We start from the raw sequence: 23,505 nt of genomic DNA, 5'->3' as shown, positions 1-23,505 counted from the left end.
ATGAAAATATTAATTAAAATGCTGTTTAGTTTACTGCTGCTGAGCGCAGCCAGCACGGCGTTTGCTGGCTCGTCGGACAGCTGTTCCAACGCCACAGGGTCGACACAAAACGAGAACTTTGACGTTTCGTCGTCAATGACGGCGGATACGAACGTGGCGGGTAAAACCACCCAGGTAGTGCGTTCTGGCGATATCAATATGAGTGCAAAGTGCCCAAAGGTGATCGCTAACCAGAACAATTACACCTATCGTTCCTACGTCTCAAACTACCCGGTGGTTGAGACGTCCGGCAACTGGAAATACCTTCAGCTCAACGACTATCTTGAGGGGGCGCTGCGGGTCACTGATGCGGTCGCGGGTGATATTTATGCTCCGGCAAACTACGCCAAAATGGGCCAGGATGGCTGCGTTTCCGATGGCTGTGACTTCCCGGTTTCAGACTCTAACATCACGTTGCAGATAAAAATCGCCAGGCCTTTTGTTGGTAACGTGACGATCCCCCAGACGCGGTTATTTAACGTCTACATCAACCGTAACAACAGTTCGCCGTTCGGCACGCCGGTTTATACCATCTCGTTTAGCGGTTCGATTACCGTGCCGCAAAGCTGTGAGGTGAATAGCAACCAGGTGATCACCATCGACTTTGGCACCCTCTCCTCCGGCAACTTCAAAACCAAAGGGCAAAAACCTTCAGGATTTACTCCAGTGAGTAAACAGGTGCCGGTGAAGTGTTCGGGGGGCGTGAGCGAAATGGCAAGCCTGAGCTTCCGTTTTCAGGGGCAGGCTGACGTCAATGAACCGACGGCGATTGCCAGCGACAACAGTGATATCGCCGTTCAGTTCACCGATATTCTCGGCAACGTGATTACCCCTAACACCGGCACAATTGCGTTCCAGCTTGATAACTACGCCGCGACGGTACCGTTTACCGTCTTTCCTATCAGCGCCACCGGTAAAAAGCCGCAGCAGGGAGTGTTCCATGCGCAGGCCTATATCGTGGTCGACTTTAACTGAGGCGTCATGATGTTCGGGAAGCAGAAATACTGGCTGGCGGCAAGCTGGGCGCTGTGCCTGTCCACCGGTTATGCGGCGGATAACGGTGTGGAAATTGATATGAGCGGTACCGTCGTGGCGTCCACCTGCGATGTTGAAACGGCAGACACGCTGCAAACCATTTTTATCGGCAACTTCAGCAGCAACGCGTTTCATGCGGTAGGGGACGTCTCAGCCACGGCGGACCTGCTGATTCGGCTGAATAACTGTAGCAGCGGCATCGCCGGAGCCTCGGTGATGTTTAGCGGTACGCAGGATAACGATAACAGCAAGCTTCTCGCGTTATCCGACACCGCAGGCAAAGGTGGGATGGCCTCCGGCGTCGGCGTGGAGATCCTCGATGCCAATAAAAAAAGCGTGCCTATCAACACTGCAAGCGACAGCCAGACGTTACAGGAAGGTGACAACAATACGTTGACCTTCTTCCTGCGCTATCAGGCGACGAAGATCCCGGTCACCGCCGGTAACGCCTCGTCGGTGATGTATTTCGATGTGACCTACCAGTGAGCGGACGATGAAAGCCTGTGTCTTTTTTTTGATGAGTACGCTAAGCCTGGCGGCAATGGCCCATGACGGCACGGTCAATATTACCGGGTCAATTTATGCCAGCAGCTGCGACGTGGACAGCAACAGCCAGACTAAAAATATTCGCATCGGCGATTTTGCCGCCAACAGCTTTAGCAGCGTCGGTGACGTCCAGGGCAAAGCGCTATTAAGCATTACCCTCAATAACTGCACGGCAGAAATTGCGGGTGGGGCCATTACCTTCAGCGGCGATGCTGATACCGATAACACCACGCTACTGGCGCTCAGTGATACCAGCGGCGGCGGCAATATGGCGAGCGGCGTGGGGGTCGAGGTGCTGGATAAAGACGGCGGGCAGATCCCGCTGAATAGCCAGAGCAAGCCTTTTGCGCTAGGCGAAGGTGACAACACGTTGACCTTTTACCTGCGCTATATGGCGACGAAAATCCCGGTTACCGCCGGTAACGCGTCGTCGGTTATGTACTTTGACCTGAGTTACCAGTAATGAAAGTTAACCTCATGCTTCTCCTGCTGGCCTGTGCGGGCGTTCAGGCTCACGACGGCACCGTTAACGTCAGCGGTACCATTCAGGACAATACCTGTATTGTGGCGCCGTCCTCACAGGCCCAAACTGTGCCGCTGGGGGATATCTCCGCGAAACAGTTTGCCACCCAGGGTAGCGGTTCGCAGCCGGTGGCCTTTGTCATCGACCTGCAAAAGTGCGGTGCGGCCGCCACGGGCGTCGATTTTACCTTCAGCGGCGCGGCGGATAACGACGATAAAACGCTGCTGGCTGTCGATAGCGACCGCGATGCGGCGCAGGGGATTGGTATCGAACTGCAAAATGCCGATCATACCCGTCTGCCGCTGAACCAGGCCTCCGCGCGTTATGCGCTGGACCCGACGCTCACCGACAATCAGTTTACTTTCTACGCTCGCTATATTGCGACGGCGAATAGCGTGACCAGCGGTACGGCAAATGCAACCGCGACGTTTACGCTGACCTGGCAATAGTGAGGGACGCTGTGATGAAAAAGACCGTTTTTGCGCTGCTGGCTTGCTGCTTTGGGGCCCATGCGGGCGTCACCGTTGACGGTACCCGGTTTATTTTTGATGCCGACAAACCGAGTATCACCTTTACGGTGAATAACACCGCGCAACAACGTTATCTTGTCCTGTCGAAAGTGTTGAATGCGCAGGGCCAGGCGGGTAATGACGTGCCGTTTATGACTACGCCGCCCCTATTTCCACTGCTGCCAGGCCATAGCAATATTGTGCGCATTATGCGTATCGGCGGCGACCTGCCAGCCGACCGGGAAAGCCTGTTCTGGCTGAGCGTGGCCAGCATTCCAGAAACGCAGGGGAAACAACCGCCAAACTCGCTGCAGGTGGCTATCCGTAGTCGGATGAAGCTTTTCTATCGCCCGGCAGGCCTGAAAGGGCGCGAAGAGGAGGCTTATCGTCAACTGGTATGGAAAAAGCAGGGGCGGCAGGTTCAGATAAGCAACCCGACGCCGTATTACGTCACGCTGTTTAATCTGCGGGTGAACGGTAGCACGGTTGACAATGCAGGGATGATCGCGCCGTTCGCAAGCGACGCGAAAAACGGATGTCCGGCGGCGGGAGCCTGCGTGGTGCAGTGGCAAACTATCAATGATTATGGGCGCGTCATGCCCGAACTGACGCAGACCTTGAGGTAAGGCGATGGAGAAGCAAAACAGGGACGTTACCCACCCGATTTCCACCATGTTAGTGGTTATGTTGGCCGTGATTTACCTCGTCGTGATGCATCTGGTGATACCCAATATGGGCGGCACTGGTAGCGAACTGCCGACCTCGCTGTGGGTCTGGTTTTGCCTATTGGTGATGCTCGGCTGCGGCTGGTCATCGTTGATTCGCACCACGTTAATCCTGATGCCGGGCACCCGGTGGATAATCTTCGGCGCGCTGTTGATGAGCGTACCGCTGGCGTGGAGCCCTGGCGCTGATTGGCGGCTTGAGGCGCTGCCGCGCTTCGCCGGACTGTGGGGAGGCGTGTTTCTGCTGCTACTGATGACAAACTGCCGCTTTAGCCTTCGTCAGCGGCAGATAGTGCTGTATCTGGTGGCGCTGGCCGGGCTGATACAGGCGGTCTACAGCCTGTTGGGGCTGCATCTTCCGGTCATGCTCCCGGGGTTTGAACAACAGGTGCTGGCAGCGTCACCGGGAAATATCAGCGTGTTTCAGCAGCGAAACGTGGCGGGATCGTTTCTGGCCTGTGGCGCGGCGGTGTGGTTATACAGTATCGGGTCCCCCTTTTTTCGCTGTCAGGATCCGCGTCTGGAGACCTGGCGTATGGCGCTGGCCAGCGCGGCGATTCTGGTGATGTTCTGCGCGCTAACTGAGATCCAATCGCGCATTGGTTGGCTTAGTGCGCTCGGCGTGTATGGTGGAATGGCCGGTCTCTACTGGCGAGAGAATCCCGTCTGGCGACGGGTTGTGCTGCTGGGGCTGCCGGTGGTCGGGGCCTATGTCGGGGCGCTGATGATGCCCATCTCACTGACCGATGCGCTGGCACAGCATCAAGGCTCCACGCTGCAACGGCTGATGATTTTGCGCGAAACCGGGCGCATGATTGCAGAACATCCCGTGTTCGGTTGGGGATATGGTGGCTATGTCTGGCACTTTAGCCACTTTATTGCCGACCGCGCGGTGCCGATTGACAACGGCATACGCGTCATCCCGCATCCGCATAATGAAATCCTCTACTGGTGGGTGGAAGGGGGTGTTGTCGCACTATTGGGGCTGGTGATGATGGCGTGGGCGGGCGGGGTGATATTTCTACGGCGAACCACCCGCTCAAGGCTGTCGCTGTTGTGCTGCTTACTCCCTTTGCTGCTCCATACCCAAGTGGAATACCCGTTCTACCAATCGACCGCGCACTGGCTAACCTTTATTTTATTGCTGAGTCTTGCCAGCGCTGAGCAGGACGCTGCGCGTACGTTGACGTTTTCACGGCTCCCATGGTTTTCTGCGCTGATATTGAGTGGCGTCTGGCTGTGGGCGTTTGTGGTTTTAGCGACGCTGCGCCAACAGGAGGTTTTAACCGGTTTTGAACAACAGCCCGACAACGATTACCGTGAGGTGCTAACGCTACATGAGACGGGGTTAGGTATTGAGCGGTTAAAGAAAGATCGCGCACAGGCATTGATTGTGGAATATCAACATTCCGGCGATCGGCAGGCGTTATTGGCGTTCACCGCTCAGGCGGATAATTGGCTAAATATCTGGGTTGATGACGACATGTACGATAATATGATCAACGTTAATTTATTTTTGGGTAATACGTTTGCCGGCCAAACGTTAAAATCTGAAGCGCAACGATTATTTAGCGAAGAACCTCGTTTTCAATAATATCAGAAGGCGACAGGTAATTTATCCATAGCGGTCAGGACACCTGATTTCATTTCGATATAATTTCCTTTTTTTAATTCAGCGAGAACGTCCATGATTCGGCTGCGCGAAATTCGCGTGCGGCGTTGAATAAATGAAGAAACTTTAATTTGCAGGCGGATATCTTCAGGGTAAAGCCATAATTCCATTAACAGTGAGCGAATTTTACTGTAGGCATCGTTGCCCACCAGTTCGCTGTCGCGGGCGCTCATCACCATGACGCGCTGCGCCAGAATCCTGGCAATATCATGCCATAAATTAAATTCATCACACTTCTCAACAAAGAGATCCAGCGGAATAATCCATCCGGTACAGTCTGTTTCCGCGCGAATATAGTGCTGCGGGCGTGCCTGAACATCGTAGTATAGGCTGTAGCCGTCGATGAGACCTACGACGGTAGGCGCGAATACGGTAGCCATATGCAAATCAACCTGCGCGTGACTCACGGAAAAGCATCCGGTGGTCACCAATAAAATAAACGCTGTTTCCCTGTCGTTACTGAGCAACATTTTAGTGGCGGCATTCAGGGTAAAGGCCGTACCAAAAGGTGCTAATACTTTATGTAAATCCATTATTGCCTTTAGTGGCTTAGTTTTTTGGCTAAACTCGAAGGCGTGCAATGGACGAGGTAAATCATCTGATTGCGACATGCATTATTTCTCGGTGAAGTAATATGAAAAGAGTATAGCATGCCGAAATTGGATTATATAGCTGATGTTAATGATTGTTTTTGATTTATTATGTCGAATAAGACTAATCCTTTAATGGAGTCCGAAATCGGTATTTTAGATGCAAAGAATGAGTCCAATAATGGACGGCGGCATCTGTTGTAATAATATTTCTTGCTGGTTAATATTTTACAGTGAAAAAGGCTACCGGGAGTAATGTAGATGGAGGTTGTCAGCTTTAGTGATAATATATTTCTTAATTATGGTGTTAAAGAAATATTAAATTTTTCGTCTTCTGAAGCACCTCAGTATAAAATTAACAATGCGCCGATAGACGCTATTATCGTACTCAATGACCTGGATATTCGCCAAACGATTGATGCCCTGAAGGCAGAGCCCGCTCGATTTTTGTACCAGAACGTCATGGTACTCACGGAAGCAATATCACCCTTGATAGTTGGCTATTTATTGCGCAAGTGCCGGGGGCTGGTGGTTTATAGTATTAAAAACAACGTGAGCCACGTGCTGATAGATGTGCAGAGTCGGGAGCCTCGCGAGGAAATTGAACAGGCGCAGTATTTTTCGTTGTCGGATAATGAACTGTTTATTCTGCTATCGCTCAGCATGGGAATGAAGCCGGAGCTATTAACCCGCATCACGGGACGCTCGGAAAAAAGAGTCAGCGCTATCAAGCGCGATGCAATGCATCAATTCAACATCAGAAACAGCCATATTTTTTATGATGTGATTAAGGCGATTTTCATTCCGCAGGCGGGCGCTGCCCCGTGTGAAAAGCGCAAACTGTCGCGTGAAAAAGCCTGACGGTATCACTCGCGAAATATTGGCTGTTTCCTGACGCCGATGTTGTCGCTATCCGGGGATGTTTGCGCTCGCTATACTGCTCGTATTTGGGGAATATTTTTCCCGTATAAGTGAGGCGGACATGGAACTCAACCGTATTGGCGATATTGCGGCGTTTATCGCCGCGGTCGATGCTGGCAGCTATACCCGGGCGACGACCAGCGTGGGCCTGTCGCGTTCGGCCATTGGTAAAAGCATTACGCGTCTTGAAGCGCAGCTCGGCGTGCGGCTGCTCACCCGTACCACCCGTCAGCTTAGTCTGACAGAGGAAGGGTGCATTATGTATGAGCGCTGCAAACGTATCCTGGAAGACCTTGAAGCGGTCGATGACGCCATGGCGCTGCGGCGTGAAAAACCGACAGGGACGCTACGGTTAACCGCACCGCTTTCCTTGGGGCAGCGCCATATTTTACCGGTTATTGACCGCTTTTTACGGGCATCGCCTGCGCTACGTGCCGATGTGGTTTTTACCGATCGTTTTGTGGATCTTATCGATGAAGGGTTTGATATCGCCATTCGTATTGGCGCGCCGCGGGTGGATTCGCGCATCCTGACCCGTACCATCGCCACCCAGCATATGATTACCTGCGCATCGCCCCGCTATCTCGCTGAGCGCGGTATGCCGATCACCCCCGAGGCGCTGCGCGAGCATGACACTATTTTCTTTCGCAGCGCAGAGCGGCGGCGGAGCTGGCGCTATGCAACGCCCGACGGTGAATTTGTCTATGAAGGGCCGGGGCGTATTGATATTGATAGCTCGGAGGCGATGCTCTCCTCTGCGCTGTCTGGTTTTGGCATTATTCAACTGCCGGACTACCTTGCTGCCGAGGCGCTGGCACAAGGCACGCTGGTGGCTATTCTGACCGAATTTAAGATCCCGCCGGACCCGGTACGTATTATTTATCCCAGCAAACGCTACCTTTCTCCGCGCATCCGCGGCTTTGTCGACCTGATTGCGGAAGAGTGGCAGGCGCTCGGTGCGCCCTGGGAGCGCATTACCCCTGCGTAAGCCTTTTCTGCGCCTTGTACGCCCCCGATATGGGACACACATTCCCGAATGTTTGTTTTAGTATGCCCACCATCGATGACCATTCCGGTCTGAGTATTTTTATCGTGGAGCAGACATGAAGGACTATCGTTTTCTTAAACCTATTACCTTGCCTAATGGTGTAGAAATTAAAAACCGCGTGGTGTTGCCGCCCATGACGGAGCAGATGTCATTTGAAGATGGCTCCGTCACCCTGGAAGAAATTCACTATATGCAGCAGCGTGCCGGTGGCGTAGGGCTGTTTATTACCCCGGTGGCCTATATCAACAAAGAGGGCAAAGGGTTTGAAGGGCAATTAGGCGTTGAGGATGACGGTAAAATCGCCGGGCTGGCAAAACTGGCCTATGCGATAAAAGCCCGGGGCGCCAAAGCCATTCTGCAAATGTTCAGCGCCGGTCGTATGACCAACCAGTGGATCACTCGTGGTCTCCAGCCGGTCAGCGCCAGCGCGGTCGCTGCACCGCGTCAAGGGGCTGAAACGCCGCGTGAATTGAGCGGTGATGAAGTCGTCAGCCTTATCAATGATTTTGCCGAAGCGACCCGCCGCGCCATTCTGGCCGGTTTCGACGGGATTGAACTGCACGGTGCGAACACCTATCTGCTCCAGCAGTTTGTGTCGCCGCACTCTAACCGCCGTACCGACCAATGGGGCGGTTCGCTGGATAAGCGACTGGCGCTGCCGATGGCGGTGATTGACGCGGTGATGAAGGTGAAACAGCAGTACGGCCGCGCGGATTTCATCATCGGCTATCGCCTGTCGCCGGAAGAGATTGAAGAGCCCGGCATTACCCTCGACGATACCCGTTATTTTGTCGAGAAGCTGCAGGAGACGGCGCTGGACTATATTCACGTCTCGCTAGGTTCCGTCTGGCGACCATCCCTGCGTGATAAGCACAATACGGCGCCGATTGTCACTCAGCTTAAAGCGGCGAGCCCGCGCAAACCGATTATCGCTGTCGGTAATATCCGTACGCCGGAACAGGCGGAAGAGGTGATGCAGAGCGGCATTGATTTTGTGGCACTGGGGCATCAGCTAATCATTGAACCGAACTGGGTGGAAAAGGTGGCCGCGGGTAACGAAGAGACGATTCGCTATCAGCTGCACGCGGCGGATTTCGACCTGCTCGGCATTGCGCCGCCGTTCCTCGAATTCATTCGCGATATGCCTGGGTTTGATATCCAGGGGCTGAATGATGAAACGCAGCGCCAGATTGATAATGTGACCTACCTGTAGGCGAGAAGGCTACACCTCTTCGGGGACAGGCAGCGCGTCGCGTAATGCCCCCGGTGAGTGGCCAACCACCCGCTTGAACGCCCGGCTAAAGGCGGCGACCGAACCGTATCCCAGACGAAGGGCGACGGTTTCAATCGCCTGCTGTTCCTGGCCGATATACTGAATAGCGAGCCGCATCCGCAGCTCGCCGAGGTATTTTGCCGGGGTGGTGCCGGTGGCGGAGAGAAAACGTTCGGCAAACACGGAGCGCGACGTTCCCGCCTCTTTGGCGAGGTCGGCGACGCTCCAGTTTACGCCCGGCTGCTGGTGCATGGCGTAGATCGCCCGGCTCAGGCGCGGGTCGCGCAGTACCTGTATCCAGCCGGTTGCTTTCCCGCAGCCGCTCTCGACCCAGCCGCGTACAATCAGCGCGGCAACGACGTCAGCCAGCCGCGCTAAAATCCCGGCAAAACCCACCTGACGGCCCAATGACTCGCGCTCCATCGCGGAAAGCAGCGCCTGTATTTCTGGCCGCGACGACATCAGGCTGCTGACCATCATCACTTCCGGCATCGCTTTGATAAGCGGCTGCATCCCGCCTAGTTCGAAATTCATACAGCCGGTAAAGATAACCACGTTTTCGCCGTCCGGGCAGGTCTGACAGTGAATATCGTGGACCTGGCTGCAGATAGGCTCGCTGGGAAAATCGGTAATGGGCGTGACCGCAGCGGCGTCATCAGAGAGCAGAGCATGGCCTTCACCGTTGGGAATAAACACCGCGTCACCGCTGTTCAGGGTAAAGCGCTCGCCGCTCTGCATACGCAGAATCGCGGGTCCACGGCTGACAAAATGAAACTGTGCTTTTCCAGGGACATCGCCGAACGACACGCCAAAGGGTGCGCTGGCTTCAAAGCGGCGATAGTTGACGCCGGAGAGGCGCATGCCGCGCAGCAGTTCGCTAATCATATCAGGGGCATTCAGGGCCATAATCGCAACTCCGGACGAATTATCAAAAAATGAAGATTATCCATCATAGATCGTCCTGACGTAACTTTCTATGCTTTGTGACACTCATCACAATTGTATAACCGGAGATTAACCGATGAATTCATACGTCGCAGAAAGCGAGTCATCAGCCCCCGCTAAACCTGCCTGGCGCGCCGTGTGGTCACTGGGCCTTGGGGTGTTTGGGCTGATTACCGCCGAGTTTTTACCTGCCAGTCTGCTTACGCCGATGGCCTCAAGCCTGGGCGTGACCGAAGGGGTGGCCGGGCAGACGGTAACCGCCACGGCGCTGGTTGCGCTGGTGACCGGTCTACTGATTACCTCGGCGACTAAAAGCATTGACCGCCGCTGGGTGCTGATGTTCTTCACGCTATTGCAGATTATCTCTAGTCTGCTGGTGGCCTTTGCGCCGTCGTTGCAGGTGCTGCTGATGGGACGATTGCTGCTGGGGGTCGCTATTGGCGGTTTCTGGGCGATGTCGACGGCGACCGCCATGCGTCTGGTGCCAGCGCGCGATGTGCCAAAGGCGCTGTCGATAATCTTTGCCGGTGTCTCTATCGCCACCGTCGTTGCCGCGCCGCTGGGGAGTTTTCTCGGTAGCCTGATTGGCTGGCGTAACGTCTTTATCCTCTGTGTGGTGCCGGGTGTGCTGGCGCTGCTGTGGCAACTGTGGGTGCTGCCGTCAATGCGTCCGGAAAACGGCGGCAGCCTGCGTACGCTGCTGCATGTGCTGCGTCGTCCGGGAATGATTGGCGGGCTGCTGGCCACCATCTTTATCTTTAGTGGTCACTTTGCCTTCTTTACCTATCTGCGTCCGTTCCTGGAAACGGTAGGCCGAGCCAGCGTAGAGACGATTTCGCTTATCCTGCTGGGCTTTGGTCTGGCTAACTTTGTCGGTACCTCGATTGCCGGGCATCTGCTGGCCCGTAACCTGCGTCTGACGCTGGCGTTGGTGCCATTTGGCATGGGCGTGCTGGCGTTGCTGATGGTGGCGTTTGGGCATCTGGCACTGTTGGATGGGCTGCTGGTGACGCTGTGGGGCTTTGCCTTTGGGCTGGTGCCGGTAGGTTGGTCAACCTGGCTTGCGACCACCGTGCCGGATGAAGCGGAGAGTGCAGGCGGGCTGATGGTGGCTTCTATCCAGTTGGCTATCAGTGCGGGTGCTGCGGGGGGCGGGCTGGTGTTCGATCTTAATGGTGCCAGCGGTGTGTTTACCGTGAGTGGGGTGCTGTTGGTGGCGGCGATGGTGATGGTGTTTGCGGGGGTGAGGGTGAAGCCGGCGGCGGCTGATTAACACGCTTTGCTGTATACGCGTTTGTGGGCGGTTATCGGGTAAGGGGGGATGTATTTGGGTTTATTACTCCGTTGCGCTCTCTTCCAGTACTAGCCATATAAATTGCACTGGCGCAGAGAGCGCGCAAGGGGCGGCCAATCGCCGCCGCCCCCTGCACCCCCGGGCTCTGGCGGCAAAATCGCCGCTGCGCGGTTCCCTCAGCTTATTCCCTCCGGCTTCGGGTCGGGCGTGAGTTCACGTCCCTGTGAACCACGCCCTCAGCCCACATCCCTGTGGGCTGACCCGGCCTACGGGAAACGCTTCGGCGATTTAGACGCCACCAAAAACCGTGCGGCCTTTAAGCTCACAGCAAAAACCAAAGTCACTGAAACCGATGAGTCCCCGCTGGAAATCGGCGAGCCGTAGCACGGAAGACAAGGTCAGGACGCCAGGGATGGCGGACTGAGGCGAACCGAGACAGGACAAAATTGCCGGGAGCAATTTTGAACAACGCTTGCGTTGGCCCCGAAGGGGCGAGGCCCATGGATGGGCCGAGTAATCTCGAGTTTCGCCGCGCCGCAGGCTGGAGTCGTAGGCGAGCGTAGTGCGAAGCACCGATTTCCCTGCGGGGCCGCGGGGATTGCGAAGGGGTGCGCGGCCGCACCCCTTGGCCCGTTCACCGGTGAAGGGACTTCATATTCCACCCAACGTAAAGTGAACAGAACCTTTTACCAATCCAAAATGAACGGAACCGCCGTACTAAACTGACATATATCAGGCTCGCCCCACGAACTCAGGCCGCAGCGCAGGATCCTCATACAACGTCACATTCGCCACCCGTTCCCCACGCCAGATAGTCAGTTGAGTACCAACAGCCGTGTGATGCACGAGAACCTCCGTCAGCGGTGACTGCTTCGCCAAATCCCACACGCAGACAAAACGCGCCTGCGGCAGATGATTACGCAGCACCAGATAGCTCAAATCCCTGACCGCCGGATTATCGTCCGCCAGCCCCTGCCAGAGCTCGCCGTCGCCAGACAGCCACAGCGCAAAGGTCTCGCCCTGATGGGAGAAGTGGCGCGGCTGACAGCCGTGCAGCGGCGTGACGGTCGCGTTGCGCATTGCTTGCAGCGGGCCGCTGAGTGAGAAGGGCTGTGGCTCCCCGCTCTGGTCCAGCGCATCGGCCGCCAGATGCAGCGTCCAATCAAGCTGCTGGCGGTGCGGGTTTTCCACCGTCGACAGATCAATCAGCACATCATCCAGCCACAGCAAACGACGGCGAAAACGCACATCGCGCCAGGCCTCGACGTCCCACTCCACGCGGGTATGGCTGTTTAGCTGCGGCGGCGGTTTCCCCCAATCGGTTTCGGTATCCAGCCACAGATACTCCTCGCCCATATGCCAGCCGAGCACGTCGGAGTTAGCAGGGGGCTGGTTGGTCTGGTTGACCGTTAGCGTATTGTGGGTGGCGCTGTTTTTGTAATAGTCATAGTGCATCCTGGCCCCGTAACCGGTGGTGCCGAGGTCCGGCAGCAGCCAGCCGTCGCGCTGCCACAGCATCAGGCTCTGGCGGTCGTAATGGTCGTGCTCGCCGCCCCACGGGCTGTGCTTAATCAGCACCGCCTGTTGCTGATGCGGCCGTCGCCACAGCGTGAGCCCGGCGCCGGGCGCGTACAGCGACTGCTGCGGAATCAGATTCAGATGAGTTTCCGGCAGCGGCTGATGTCGCCAACGCAGCGTCTCGCGCTCATCAGGCTCTCCGGCGGTAAACTGTAGCACCGCCGCGTATCGCGGGTCGCGCCAGATAAACCACGCAAACTCGTACAGATCCCGATGGTGCAGCTTTTCCTGCCCGGCGAGGCAGTCGTTGAGCCGGGGAAAGGTGCCGTCCGGCAGCAGCAGCTCAAGCGGGAAGTGCAGCATCTGCGGATACCACGGGCCATCAATCAGGCTCCAGCGGGTGCCGCGCGCCAGCTTCTCAAAGGCAAAGAACCCCTGAAGCGCGTAATAGTGATAATGAACCGAACCCTCAAACCACAGCCCCTCCGCTAACAGGCCGTGCTCAAGCTGCCAACGCAGGCCGTAGGGCGCATTGACCGCAAACTCCAGCAGACTGTCGTCCTTTAGTACAAAGCCGAGCACCCCCAGCGCTGCGCCGATTTTGACCTCGTGATTGTGGATTTGTGGGCTGCGATGCTCGCATAGAAACGTTGCCGCGCAGCGCAGCAGGTTGTCGCTGATATGCTGACGCTCATCCGCTGTCAGGCCCTCGGCAATAAAGTCATAGCCCAGCGCCATATCCAGAATGCAGTTGGCTTCGCACAGGGTCTGGGCATTCATTTTCCCGGGGCCATTGTGCGGAATATCACCGTGTACGGCGTAGTCCGGGTAGACATCCGCATAGCCCATCAGCAGGGTGCGCACTTTATCGCGGTACGCGGCGTTGCCGGTAAGCTGCCAGAGCAAGCCCAACTGCTGGCAGGCGCTGGCGTTACGGCCGTTCATTTCCCGCCACCAGGCGCCGTCCCACGGTTCGCCGCTGAACACCTCACCGTCTACCGGGCAGGCGTGGTGGTGCGGTGAGTCTGGCTGCCAGGTCAGCCGCACCCCGTGGTGCGGGCAGAAGTAGTAGAGATTCCAGCTGGCGATCCCGGTTTGCGGAATGCACACGGCGGCGTCAAGCATCGGTTGTGCGTCCTTCACGAGCTGTTCAATCAGGCCCTGTTCGCCGACAGCACGCGCGGCGATCTCCGGCCATAGCCCAGAAAATTGTCTCATTTTTGGTTTTCCCTGACCTCTGAAGACACGGTAAGCGGTACAGTGAGCGTGATGATATCGTCGGGGTATTTCGCCCGCAGCCAGCGCGCTTTCTCGCGGAACAGCGCGTCGTCAGGCCAGGCGTGGGCGGCAGTGGCGATGTTACGCAGCGCCTTCTTGTCATCCATTTTGTCGAGGTCTTTCCACGGCCACGGCGTATCGCTATTAATAAACCCGGCGATGTACTGATAGCCCTTGCGCAGGCTGTGGTCGTCGAGGGTAAAGTTCCAGATATCCACCCCGGCTTTTTCGCCAAGACGGCCCAGACGGCTGTAAGCATCAAGGTTAAAGTTGCTGTAGTGCCATGGGCGGGTGCGTTCCAGTTCGGCCATCTGGCGGCCATCAACGTCAAACTGCCCGGCAATGCGGCGCAGTTGGGTGACATAAAGGCGTTTTTTGGCCTCTTCCGGTTTGCCGCTGAACAGCGCAAAGGTCGCCGCCTGCATATCGAAGTAGGTGCCGTGGTTGTTGTGCCAGTTCTCTTCTTCAAACCCGTTCTGGCTGGTGGTCATCCAGTGATAAAAATCGCCAAACCATTTTTTCAGCTCGGTCACGTCGGCATCGCTCAGCGTGCCGGAGGCTTGCAGCAGGGCAATGGCATCGACCACGTCAACCAGCGCGCGGCTGTCGATGATGCCGATGCCCCGTCCCGTATTAATGCCTGGAATGGCCTGCGCATGTTGCAGGTTTGGCGTCATGCGGGTTTCCGGTGCGAGGAACCAGCTTTTCAACTGCGCGGCGGCTTTCTGTGCGTAGCGCTCGTCATGCGAGAAATACCAGGCCAGCGCTAGCGTGGAGACGTCATTGCTCATCTTCACCAGGCGGTTTTTATCGGTGGCGTCGCTGTTGGCATCCGGGTTGGTTTGACCATCTTTGCGGATGTACGGCAGGCCGTCTTTGGTCTCCGGGTTTGGCCACCAGTAGGGGGGGAAGCTGTAGTAGTCGTGCTTGTTGCCGCTGGCGGCGACCAGCGTTTTGTCCATCACCGAATAGAGTGGGTGCTTCAACGCCCCGTCCGCCTTTTTCAGCAACGCGCTTTCCGCCTGTAAAAACAGCGGGTCTTTGGCCGCAATCTGCTCACGGCTGAACGCCAGATCTTTGCCATCGAGCGTATAGGGCTCTGCTGCATACAGTGAGGCGCTGAACCCAGAGCAGAGTAGCGCAATGCCTAATATTCCACGGCGGTGTATTGAACGCATAGTGATAACCCTTCTGCAAATAGAGAAAAGATAACAAGAGAATTTTGCCTTTAGTGTATTTTAATAACACTAAAAGCAGGTGAATTAATTAACGAATAACACATTCATAAATAGGTTGGCGTGCAGTGTAAAAGACAAAGTGATTTTTTTTGTGATGTTCATCATGGTTATCGCGTTGAATAAAAAATGACGTATTTAATGCAGTATAGCTCACATTTTTAGCCGTTTTTCTTATTTTGTTGAATTAATCAAAAAACAGAGCAAAATGTTAATTCATTGAATTTAAATGATAAAAAATTAATGTCACTTTTTTCGTCACTTCTGTGTGTGATCTTGTTCAACTTTTGCGTTTCTGAAATGCGATTTCTTTTTTGTGTGGTTGTATTGAAAAATATATTTCTATTTAATGTTCGGAAATAATTTTTTAAGCATGTTGTATTCACCTCCAGATGTTAATCCGGATCACGGAAATGCATGTGGCAAGAATTTAATTACCTTTGTGCCCTACACAATAAAGGATATGCAACCATGTCTGCGAATAAATTACGTTCATTATTACTTCTTTCAGCTCTAGGTCTGGGTATCGGGCAAAGCTATGCCGCCACGACCCTTAACGTCTGGATCCGTGCGAGCAACGATTCCAAAAATATCTACAAGCAAGAAGCCGAGAAGTTTGAAGAGAAGACCGGCATTAAGATTGAGTACTTCAATGCCACTACCGACTTCGAACAGCGACTGGCGCGTGCAACGGCGGGCAATGCCTTACCGGATCTGATCTTCAACGATGCCGCTTCGCTCGGTCAGTTTATTCAGCTCGGCATTGCCGATGAGATAGACCCGAAAGCCATCAGCGGCGGCGACCAGTTATACCAGACCGCCTGGAACAGTACCCGTAACATCGACGGCAAATATTACGGTGTGCCAACGTCCGCACAAACCTTCGCGCTGTTTGTACGTAAAGACTGGCGCGAGAAGCTGGGCCTGCCGCAGCCGAAAAGCTGGGATGATATCCAGAAATTAGCCAAAGCCTTCACCACCCAGGACCCGGACGGCAACGGTAAAAACGACACCTACGGCTTTATCGTTCCGGCCTCTACCACCCGCGGCTACGCCAGCTGGTTTATGAGCAGCTTTATCTGGCAGGCGGGCGGCGATTTCGTCAAAGAGAACGGCGGCAAGTTCAGCGCCTCACTCGATACCCCAGAAGTGGTTCAGGCGATGACCTTTATGCGCACCATGATGTGCGAAAAAGTGACCCAGCCGGGGGCGATTAACGCCACCACCGCAGACGTTATCCCCTCGTTCCGTTCCGGCCAGAGCGGCATGTTCTTCAGCGGCCCGTACCACATTGCGCTGTTTGATAAAGACCCTGGCAAAGACAACTTTGAAGTCGTACCGGTGGTCGGGCCGAAAGGCGAAGCCACTCTCGCCGAAGGCACCACCGTCTTTATGATGAAGAGCAGCAAGCAGAAAGAGGCGGCGCGTAAATTTATCGAATTTATGATTTCACAGGAGGGCCAGGAGATTGGCATGGGCAAAGGCAGCCAGCATATTCCAGTGGTGCGTCTGCCGGTGAACAAGAACGTCGATGTGAAAGCCATCTACCAGGACGCGCGTTGGGAGACCTTCGCCAGACTGTATAACGAGCAGGGCCGCTACGTGCCGCAAATACCAAACTGGACGCCGGTGCGTCAGGTGGCAGCAGATGGCTTCAACCGTATCTTCGCCGACTGTAATAGCAATATCAGCGCTGAGCTGAAGGCGGTCGACGTGAAGGTCAACGCCGAGCTGGAAAAACAAAACGTGCTGGCTAAGTGAGAGGGAGTAAGTGATGACGCTGCATGAGACGAAGTCCGCGCCGCTAAAGCAAGCCGCTTCGCCTGACGCGACCGGCTGGCTGACGGCAAAACGCAAGCGGGCGCTGATTCCGTGGCTGTTCCTGGCTCCGGCGCTGATTATCTTTAGCTGGTTTAAGTTCATCCCGATGATTCAGGGGCTGGTGATGAGCTTTTACAAGGTCAACTTTAATCAGCCGGATGAGTGGGTCGGGTTTGATAACTTTACCCGCGCTTTTGCCGACGTAGAGCTGCACGCGGCGGTGGTGAATACGCTCTTGTACGTGGTGGTGACGATGTTCGCCGCCGCAATACTCGCCTTCTTCCTCGCTATGCTGCTGGAAGGCCCGGCGCGCCACCTGCGATTTATTCGTACCGCCATTTTCTTACCGGCGGTGACCAGTGCGGCGATCGTTGCCGAGATGTGGCGCATTCTGTTCAACCCAACGCCAAACGGCGTGGTGAACCACATTCTCAGCTGGTTTGGCGTGGCGGATCAGGGGTTTCTTGCCAGTTCCGATCAGGCGCTGGGGGTCATCATGTTGCTGCATATCTGGAAAGCGGTGCCCTACAACATGGTGATTTTTATCGCCGGTCTGGCGGGTATCAGCCGTGACCTGTACGACGCCTCGAACGTCGACGGGGCGAACTGGTGGAACCGTCTGCGCTACGTGACGCTGCCAGGGATGATCCCGGCGCTGTCGGTGGTGCTGATGCTCTCCTTTATTCGTGGCTTCCGCGTGTTTGCCGAGGTGTATGCCACCACCGGCGGCGGGCCGTCTAACGCCACGGAAATGGTCATGACCCATATCTATAAGCTGGGCTTTGAGCAGTTTGACTATGGCTATGCCTCGGCGGTGTCGTTCCTGCTGTTTACCTTCACCGTAATCTTAACCATTTGTCATTTGACGCTGAAAAAACGTATCGCACGTTACTAAGGAGCCGTGATGTTGAGTAAACGTTGGGATACCGCAGGGCGCTGGTGCATCTACGCGCTGCTGCTGATTGTCTTCGTCGGGCCGTTCTGGGGCATTGTGGCTACCGCCTTTAGCGGCGCGCCGGTTAAGCCGGGCGAGCTGCTGGCCTGGCCGAATCAGTTCTCGTTTGAAAACTTCATCTTTGCGTGGATGGACATCGGCGTCTGGCAGTATCTGCTGAACTCCATTCTGGTGGTGTTCTTCGGCACCATCCTGCAGGTGTCGGTCAGCGCGCTGGCGGCCTATGCGCTGGCCCGGAAGAAGTTTCGCGGCGTGGCATTGGTGAGTCTGGTGATTTTATCCACCATGATGCTGCCGGAAGAGGTTATCGCCATTCCGCTGTACATGATTATCAACTGGCGGCTGCCGTTTATCGATGCGTCGCTCTACAACAGCTACCTCGGGATGATTCTGCCGGTAGTGGGCTGGGCCTTCTCCATTTTCGTACTGACCGAATTTATGTCGGCCATCCCGAAAGAGCTGGAAGAAGCGGCGCGTATCGACGGCGCGAATGAGTGGCAGATTTTCTTCCACGTCATTCTGCCGCTGGTGAAACCGGCGCTCGGGACGGTGGTGACTTTCGGCTTTATTATGATTTGGGACCAGTACCTGCTGCCGCTGATTGTGGTGAACCAGGACAGCCTGAACACTATTCCGGTCATTCTCGGCACGCTGCGTACCGATGAGAGCATCACGCCGAACATTTTTATCGCCATTACGCTACTGGCGATGCTGCCAAGCATCATCGTCTATCTGGGTCTGCAAAAACATTTCAACCGCGGGATTATGTCCGGCGCAGTCAAAGGATAAGGGGTTACCGATGGGATCTGTTGTATTAAATAGCGTGCGCAAATCATACGGTGATGCTCACGTCATTAAAGATGTATCGCTGACTATCCCTGACGGCGAGTTCTGCGTGCTGGCGGGGCCGAGCGGCTGCGGGAAATCGACGCTGCTGCGCATGATTGCCGGTCTGGAAGAGATTTCCGCCGGGGAAGTGCACATCAACGAACGCGACGTCACCGAGGTGGAGCCGAAGCTGCGCGATATCGCGATGGTATTCCAGAGCTATGCGCTCTACCCGCAGATGACGGTGCGTGAAAACATGGGCTTTGCGCTCAAGATGGCGCGGCTGCCGAAAACGGAAATCAAACAGAAAGTCGATGAAGCGGCGGCGCTGCTCGGGCTAGAACCGCTGCTGGAGCGTTTGCCAAAAGATCTCTCCGGCGGCCAGCGTCAGCGCGTAGCGATGGGGCGCGCCATCGTGCGTAAGCCGCAGGTGTTTCTGTTCGATGAACCGCTGTCGAACCTCGACGCCAAGCTGCGTACCCAGGTGCGTGGTGAAATTCGCGAGCTGCACCGTCGGCTGAAAACCACCTCCGTCTACGTGACCCACGATCAGATTGAAGCGATGACCATGGGGCAGATGATCGTGGTGCTGCGCGACGGGCGCATTGAGCAGGCGGGCACGCCGCTGGAGCTTTACGATCGGCCCGCCAACCTGTTTGTTGCTGGGTTTATCGGCTCGCCGGAAATTAACCAGTTGCAGGGCGAAGTGGTGCTCAGTGGCAATACCACGAGCCTGCGCCTGAAAGATGGTTCGCTGCTGGCACTGCCTTCTGGGCTAAAGGTATCCGACGGCCAACAGGTGGTCTACGCCATTCGTCCGGAGCAGGTCAACGTGGTACACGAAGCCCGTGACGATGCGCTGTCGGCGAAGGTCACGGCGGTGGAGAATACCGGTTCGGATATGCAGCTGTTTTGCGATACCGGCGGCGGGGCGTTTACCTCGGTGTTCAAGCAGCGTCTGGCGGTGAAAGAGGGGGACACTATCTGGCTGCAGCCGAAGCTCTCCGGCGTGCATCTGTTCGATGCCCAAAGTGGTCTGCGCATAGCGTGTCTGGAGGGCCAGTAAGGTGGCGATGAAGCTGTACACCCTTGATGAAACCTGCCTGGAAAATGCCCGTGCGGGCCTGAAGCAGCCGTTCTCTCCGCTGCAACTGGCCCTGAGCAAACTGGTGGCTGAAGCAGATTTGCTTAAGCGTGAGCCACCGGAAAGCGTGGTGCACAAAAAGCTGCGCCCGGCGAGCGGTGATGCGCACGATTACTACAGTCTGGGCACCTACTGGTGGCCAAATCCACGGCGGCCCAACGGGCTGCCCTATATTCGCCGCGATGGGCATATCAACCCGCAGTGTGAGAATAACGATACTGATACCTCGCGCATTATCCGCATGTGCGAGCGCTGCCTGACGCTGGGGCTGGCATGGTACTTCACCGGCCAGCGTCAGTACGCACAGGCCGCTGCCGCGCAGATTCGTTGCTGGTTCCTCGACGGCGACACGCGCATGAACCCGCATTTGAACTACGGCCAGGCGATCCCTGGCGTCGTTTCCGGGCGTGGCACCGGGCTTATCGACACGCGCCTGCTGTGGATGGTGGTCGATACTATCGGGCTGATTAACGCGGCCAGCGTGTTGGATACCGACGATATCATCGGCTTGCACCAGTGGTTCCGTGACTTTAACCACTGGATGTATTTCAGCGATATCGGTCACTCTGAATACGTCTGGCACAATAACCACGGTACCTGGTACGACGCCCAGCGTGCGGTCAATGCGCTGTTTTACGGTGATAAAGGGCTGGTAGCGCGGATTATTGAGCAGGGGATCACCCAGCGCATGGCCGCGCAGATTGACCAGGACGGCAAGCAGACGATGGAGCTGGAGCGTACCATTCCGTTCCACTACTCGCTGTTTAATCTCGAGGCGCATCTGCTGCTTAACCGCTATGCCGAGCACGTTGAGTTCGATCGCTGGAATCACATTCGCGACGGTCGTGGGGTGAAGCAGGGGATTGATTACCTGGTGCCGTTTATCCGCGAACCGGATCTGTGGCCGTACAGTGATTTGCAGGGGATCGTCTGGGATAGCGCGCTGCGGGTGCTATTACAGACGGTGCGCGGGTATCCGAAGCAGTCGGCGAGCTATCGCGACGTGCTGAAGTGCTTGCCGCAGGAGACGTTGCAGTTGAAAGAGCAATTGATGTGGTACCCCGGGGTGTAGGCCTGATAAGCGCAGCGCCATCAGGCAATAGGCGCACGTTGCCGGATGGCAGCGTGCCGCCTTATCCGGCCTACAGAGCGCCCCGGGGAGGCACGGTATACCGATTTACACCGCCGCGATAATCTTAATCTCAACCTTATATTTCGGGTTCATCAGCTTCGCCTGGACGGTGCAGCGTACCGGCGCGTGACCGGCAACCACCCATGCATCCCACGCTTTGTTCATGGCGGCAAAATCATCGCCGTCCGGCAGGAAAATGGTGGCGTCGAGAATGCGCGACTTATTGCTGCCCTGTTTTTCCAGCACCGCATCAATTTGCGCCAGCGTATTTGCTGTCTGCTCAAACGCATCGGCGTCCAGGTTTGCCGGTACGCCGGTGTAGTACAGCGTATTGTTATGGATGACGACATCAGACCAACGGGCTTCGGCATCAATACGTACAATTGTCATTTCATTTTCCTTTTAACATCACGTAAACGCGCTAAGACTGCCACAATGTCGACGCCGCGTCACGACTTCGACTGGCATAAGCGGGGTTCGCCTGACATAATCACTGGGAATTTTTCCAGGGGGTAACGTGACGGACGATTTTGCAGAAGATGGCCAGCTAGCGCAGGCGATAACCGGCTTTAAACCGCGTGAACCGCAGCGTCAGATGGCGCACGCCGTCGCGAAGGCGATTGATAACGGTCAGCCGCTGGTGGTCGAAGCGGGAACCGGGACCGGGAAAACCTACGCCTATCTGGCCCCTGCGCTGCGCTCGGGCAAAAAAGCCATTATCTCTACCGGCTCGAAGGCATTGCAGGATCAGCTCTACAGCCGCGACCTGCCGACTGTTGCCACCGCGCTGAGCTTTACCGGCAAGTTGGCGCTGCTGAAAGGGCGCTCAAACTACCTCTGCCTCGAACGTTTAGAACAGCAGGCGATGGCGGGCGGCGACCTGCCGGTACAAACCCTCAGCGACGTCATTTTGCTGCGCAGCTGGGCTAATCAGACCGTGGATGGCGACATCAGCACCTGCGTCAGCGTGGCGGAAGATTCCCAGGCCTGGCCGCTGGTCACCAGCACCAACGATAACTGTCTGGGCAGCGACTGCCCGCAGTATCAGGACTGCTTCGTGGTGAAAGCGCGTAAAAAGGCGATGGATGCCGACGTGGTGGTGGTCAACCACCACCTGTTTCTTGCCGATATGGTGGTGAAAGAGAGTGGCTTCGGCGAGCTTATCCCCGAGGCCGACGTGATGATCTTCGATGAAGCCCATCAGTTGCCGGATATCGCCAGCCAGTATTTCGGCCAATCGCTCTCCAGCCGTCAGCTGCTGGACCTCGCCAAAGACGTGGTCATTGCCTACCGTACCGAACTAAAAGACACCCAGCAGCTGCAAAAATGCGCCGACCGTCTGGCACAGGCGACGCAGGATTTCCGCCTGCAGGTAGGCGACCCTGGCTATCGCGGCAACCTGCGCGAGCTGTTGGCGGAAACCACCGTCCAGCGTTCACTGCTGCTGCTCGATGACGCCCTCGAACTGTGCTACGACGTGGCGAAGCTCTCTCTCGGCCGCTCAGCCTTGCTCGATGCCGCTTTCGAGCGCGCGACCCTGTATCGGGCACGTTTAAAGCGCCTTAAAGAGATCAACAAGCCCGGCTACAGCTACTGGTACGAATGCAACTCGCGCCACTTTACCCTGGCGCTGACGCCGCTCACCGTGGCGGATAAATTCAAAGAGGTGATGGCGGCCAAACCGGGCAGTTGGATCTTCACCTCCGCGACGCTGTCGGTGAACGATGACCTGCACCACTTTACCGAACGCCTCGGCATTGAAGCGGCGGAATCGCTGCTGCTGCCAAGCCCGTTTGACTACGCCACCCAGGCGCTATTGTGCGTGCCGCGCAACCTGCCGCTGCCGAACCAGCCGGGGGCGGCGCGCCATCTGGCGGCAATGCTGAAACCGCTGATTGAGGCCAACGACGGGCGCTGCTTTATGCTTTGCACCTCGCACGCCATGATGCGCGACCTCGCCGAACAGTTCCGCGCCACCATGACGCTACCGGTCCTGTTACAGGGGGAGACCAGCAAAGGCCAACTGCTTCAGCAGTTTGTCAGCGCCGGTAACGCCCTGTTGGTGGCGACCAGCAGCTTCTGGGAAGGGGTCGACGTGCGCGGCGATGCGCTGTCGCTGGTGATCATCGACAAGCTGCCGTTCACCTCGCCGGATGACCCGCTGTTGAAGGCTCGCATGGAAGACTGCCGTCTGCGCGGCGGCGACCCGTTTGAAGAGGTCCAACTGCCGGATGCGGTGATTACCCTCAAGCAGGGCGTTGGCCGACTGATTCGTGATGTTGACGATCGCGGGGTGCTGGTGATTTGCGACAACCGCCTGGTGATGCGTCCTTACGGCGCCACCTTCCTTGCCAGCCTGCCACCCGCGCCGCGCACCCGTGATATTCGACGGGCGACGCGATTCCTGGCGCTGTCATCGACGCGGTAATGCAGCGCAAAGTGTGGTAAGATGCGCGCCATTTTGTTGATCGAGA

General features: G+C 56.2%; 22 protein-coding genes. 17 read left to right on the top strand and 5 right to left on the bottom strand.

The genetic code is table 11. The features are described 5' to 3' along the window. From ACH1XZ_RS07370 to ACH1XZ_RS07345, 6 genes are read left to right on the top strand one after another with little or no spacing between them, the layout of a single operon-like run. Window positions 1-1,014, top strand: a complete 1,014-nt coding sequence (locus ACH1XZ_RS07370) for a fimbrial protein (RefSeq protein WP_395595004.1) — start codon at window positions 1-3, stop codon at window positions 1,012-1,014. A gap of 6 nt (window positions 1,015-1,020) precedes the next feature. Continuing rightward, complete coding sequence (locus ACH1XZ_RS07365; protein WP_395595003.1) at window positions 1,021-1,560, top strand: fimbrial protein; 540 nt, start codon at window positions 1,021-1,023, stop codon at window positions 1,558-1,560. Window positions 1,561-1,591: 31 nt separating this feature from the next. Further along, on the top strand, window positions 1,592-2,083 hold the full coding sequence (locus tag ACH1XZ_RS07360; protein ID WP_395595002.1) for a fimbrial protein: 492 nt from the start codon (window positions 1,592-1,594) through the stop codon (window positions 2,081-2,083). Continuing rightward, window positions 2,083-2,592: a fimbrial protein gene (locus tag ACH1XZ_RS07355; RefSeq protein ID WP_395595001.1), complete on the top strand. Its 510-nt coding sequence runs from the start codon at window positions 2,083-2,085 to the stop codon at window positions 2,590-2,592. The genes ACH1XZ_RS07360 and ACH1XZ_RS07355 overlap by 1 nt, the downstream gene beginning before the upstream one ends. A 14-nt stretch (window positions 2,593-2,606) precedes the next feature. After that, a complete protein-coding gene (locus ACH1XZ_RS07350; RefSeq protein ID WP_395595000.1) occupies window positions 2,607-3,278 on the top strand; it encodes a fimbrial biogenesis chaperone in 672 nt (223 codons plus the stop codon). Window positions 3,279-3,282: 4 nt separating this feature from the next. Next, the gene (locus ACH1XZ_RS07345) at window positions 3,283-4,971 is read left to right on the top strand and encodes a PglL family O-oligosaccharyltransferase (protein WP_395594999.1); all 1,689 of its coding nucleotides are present in this window, start codon (window positions 3,283-3,285) and stop codon (window positions 4,969-4,971) included. 2 nt (window positions 4,972-4,973) lie between these two features. Here the strand turns inward: ACH1XZ_RS07345 and ACH1XZ_RS07340 are convergent, their stop codons facing one another. Further along, a complete protein-coding gene (locus tag ACH1XZ_RS07340) occupies window positions 4,974-5,660 on the bottom strand; it encodes a helix-turn-helix domain-containing protein (RefSeq protein ID WP_395594998.1) in 687 nt (228 codons plus the stop codon). Window positions 5,661-5,900: 240 nt separating this feature from the next. Here ACH1XZ_RS07340 and ACH1XZ_RS07335 point away from each other — a divergent pair, with 240 nt between their 5' ends. The 3 genes from ACH1XZ_RS07335 to ACH1XZ_RS07325 all read left to right on the top strand — a co-directional run bounded on the left by ACH1XZ_RS07335 (window position 5,901) and on the right by ACH1XZ_RS07325 (window position 8,821). Beyond that, window positions 5,901-6,500, top strand: a complete 600-nt coding sequence (locus tag ACH1XZ_RS07335; protein ID WP_395594997.1) for a hypothetical protein — start codon at window positions 5,901-5,903, stop codon at window positions 6,498-6,500. 121 nt (window positions 6,501-6,621) lie between these two features. Continuing rightward, entirely contained in the window at window positions 6,622-7,548 is a 927-nt protein-coding gene (locus ACH1XZ_RS07330) for a LysR family transcriptional regulator (RefSeq protein WP_395594996.1), read from the top strand. Window positions 7,549-7,663: 115 nt separating this feature from the next. Beyond that, a complete protein-coding gene (locus ACH1XZ_RS07325) occupies window positions 7,664-8,821 on the top strand; it encodes an NADH-dependent flavin oxidoreductase (protein ID WP_395594995.1) in 1,158 nt (385 codons plus the stop codon). Window positions 8,822-8,830: 9 nt separating this feature from the next. Here ACH1XZ_RS07325 and ACH1XZ_RS07320 read toward each other — a convergent pair whose 3' ends face one another. Next, window positions 8,831-9,787 carry an AraC family transcriptional regulator gene (locus tag ACH1XZ_RS07320; RefSeq protein ID WP_395594994.1) on the bottom strand — a complete coding sequence of 319 codons (957 nt, stop codon included), beginning with the start codon at window positions 9,785-9,787 and terminating at the stop codon, window positions 8,831-8,833. Window positions 9,788-9,902: 115 nt separating this feature from the next. Here ACH1XZ_RS07320 and ACH1XZ_RS07315 point away from each other — a divergent pair, with 115 nt between their 5' ends. After that, entirely contained in the window at window positions 9,903-11,099 is a 1,197-nt protein-coding gene (locus ACH1XZ_RS07315; RefSeq protein ID WP_395594993.1) for an MFS transporter, read from the top strand. A gap of 228 nt (window positions 11,100-11,327) precedes the next feature. After that, window positions 11,328-11,504 carry a hypothetical protein gene (locus ACH1XZ_RS07310; protein ID WP_395594992.1) on the top strand — a complete coding sequence of 59 codons (177 nt, stop codon included), beginning with the start codon at window positions 11,328-11,330 and terminating at the stop codon, window positions 11,502-11,504. 348 nt (window positions 11,505-11,852) lie between these two features. Here ACH1XZ_RS07310 and ACH1XZ_RS07305 read toward each other — a convergent pair whose 3' ends face one another. Together ACH1XZ_RS07305 and ACH1XZ_RS07300 are read right to left on the bottom strand one after the other, a co-directional pair. Then, entirely contained in the window at window positions 11,853-13,856 is a 2,004-nt protein-coding gene (locus ACH1XZ_RS07305) for a heparinase II/III domain-containing protein (protein WP_395594991.1), read from the bottom strand. Then, entirely contained in the window at window positions 13,853-15,094 is a 1,242-nt protein-coding gene (locus ACH1XZ_RS07300) for an alginate lyase family protein (RefSeq protein WP_395594990.1), read from the bottom strand. The genes ACH1XZ_RS07305 and ACH1XZ_RS07300 overlap by 4 nt, the downstream gene beginning before the upstream one ends. Before the next feature lie 528 nt (window positions 15,095-15,622). Between ACH1XZ_RS07300 and ACH1XZ_RS07295 the strand changes: the two genes are divergently transcribed. Genes ACH1XZ_RS07295 through ACH1XZ_RS07275 form a run of 5 tightly spaced genes read left to right on the top strand, consistent with a single transcriptional unit; the run spans window position 15,623 to window position 20,971 of the window. After that, window positions 15,623-16,912, top strand: coding sequence for an ABC transporter substrate-binding protein (locus ACH1XZ_RS07295; RefSeq protein ID WP_395594989.1), 1,290 nt, complete (start codon window positions 15,623-15,625; stop codon window positions 16,910-16,912). A 13-nt stretch (window positions 16,913-16,925) separates the two neighbouring features. Further along, on the top strand, window positions 16,926-17,867 hold the full coding sequence (locus ACH1XZ_RS07290; RefSeq protein ID WP_081918560.1) for a carbohydrate ABC transporter permease: 942 nt from the start codon (window positions 16,926-16,928) through the stop codon (window positions 17,865-17,867). A gap of 9 nt (window positions 17,868-17,876) precedes the next feature. Then, on the top strand, window positions 17,877-18,716 hold the full coding sequence (locus tag ACH1XZ_RS07285; RefSeq protein WP_115074719.1) for a carbohydrate ABC transporter permease: 840 nt from the start codon (window positions 17,877-17,879) through the stop codon (window positions 18,714-18,716). Between the two features lie 10 nt (window positions 18,717-18,726). Further along, entirely contained in the window at window positions 18,727-19,821 is a 1,095-nt protein-coding gene (locus tag ACH1XZ_RS07280; protein ID WP_395594988.1) for an ABC transporter ATP-binding protein, read from the top strand. Between the two features lie 7 nt (window positions 19,822-19,828). Beyond that, complete coding sequence (locus ACH1XZ_RS07275; protein WP_395594987.1) at window positions 19,829-20,971, top strand: alginate lyase family protein; 1,143 nt, start codon at window positions 19,829-19,831, stop codon at window positions 20,969-20,971. 105 nt (window positions 20,972-21,076) lie between these two features. On the opposite strand, the gene ACH1XZ_RS07270 is transcribed toward ACH1XZ_RS07275, so the two are convergent. Then, window positions 21,077-21,421 (bottom strand): RidA family protein, encoded by a 345-nt coding sequence (locus tag ACH1XZ_RS07270; RefSeq protein WP_185667672.1) that lies wholly within the window; start codon window positions 21,419-21,421, stop codon window positions 21,077-21,079. A gap of 127 nt (window positions 21,422-21,548) precedes the next feature. Between ACH1XZ_RS07270 and ACH1XZ_RS07265 the strand changes: the two genes are divergently transcribed. Then, window positions 21,549-23,459: an ATP-dependent DNA helicase gene (locus ACH1XZ_RS07265; RefSeq protein ID WP_395594986.1), complete on the top strand. Its 1,911-nt coding sequence runs from the start codon at window positions 21,549-21,551 to the stop codon at window positions 23,457-23,459. Window positions 23,460-23,505: the final 46 nt, after the last annotated feature.

The sequence above is a fragment of the Kluyvera chengduensis genome, assembly GCF_044197065.1.
In the GTDB taxonomy this organism is placed as follows: Bacteria; Pseudomonadota; Gammaproteobacteria; order Enterobacterales; family Enterobacteriaceae; genus Kluyvera; species Kluyvera ascorbata_C.
Note: the sequence above shows the minus strand (reverse complement) of the source record. Positions and strands in the feature narration are given on the sequence as shown.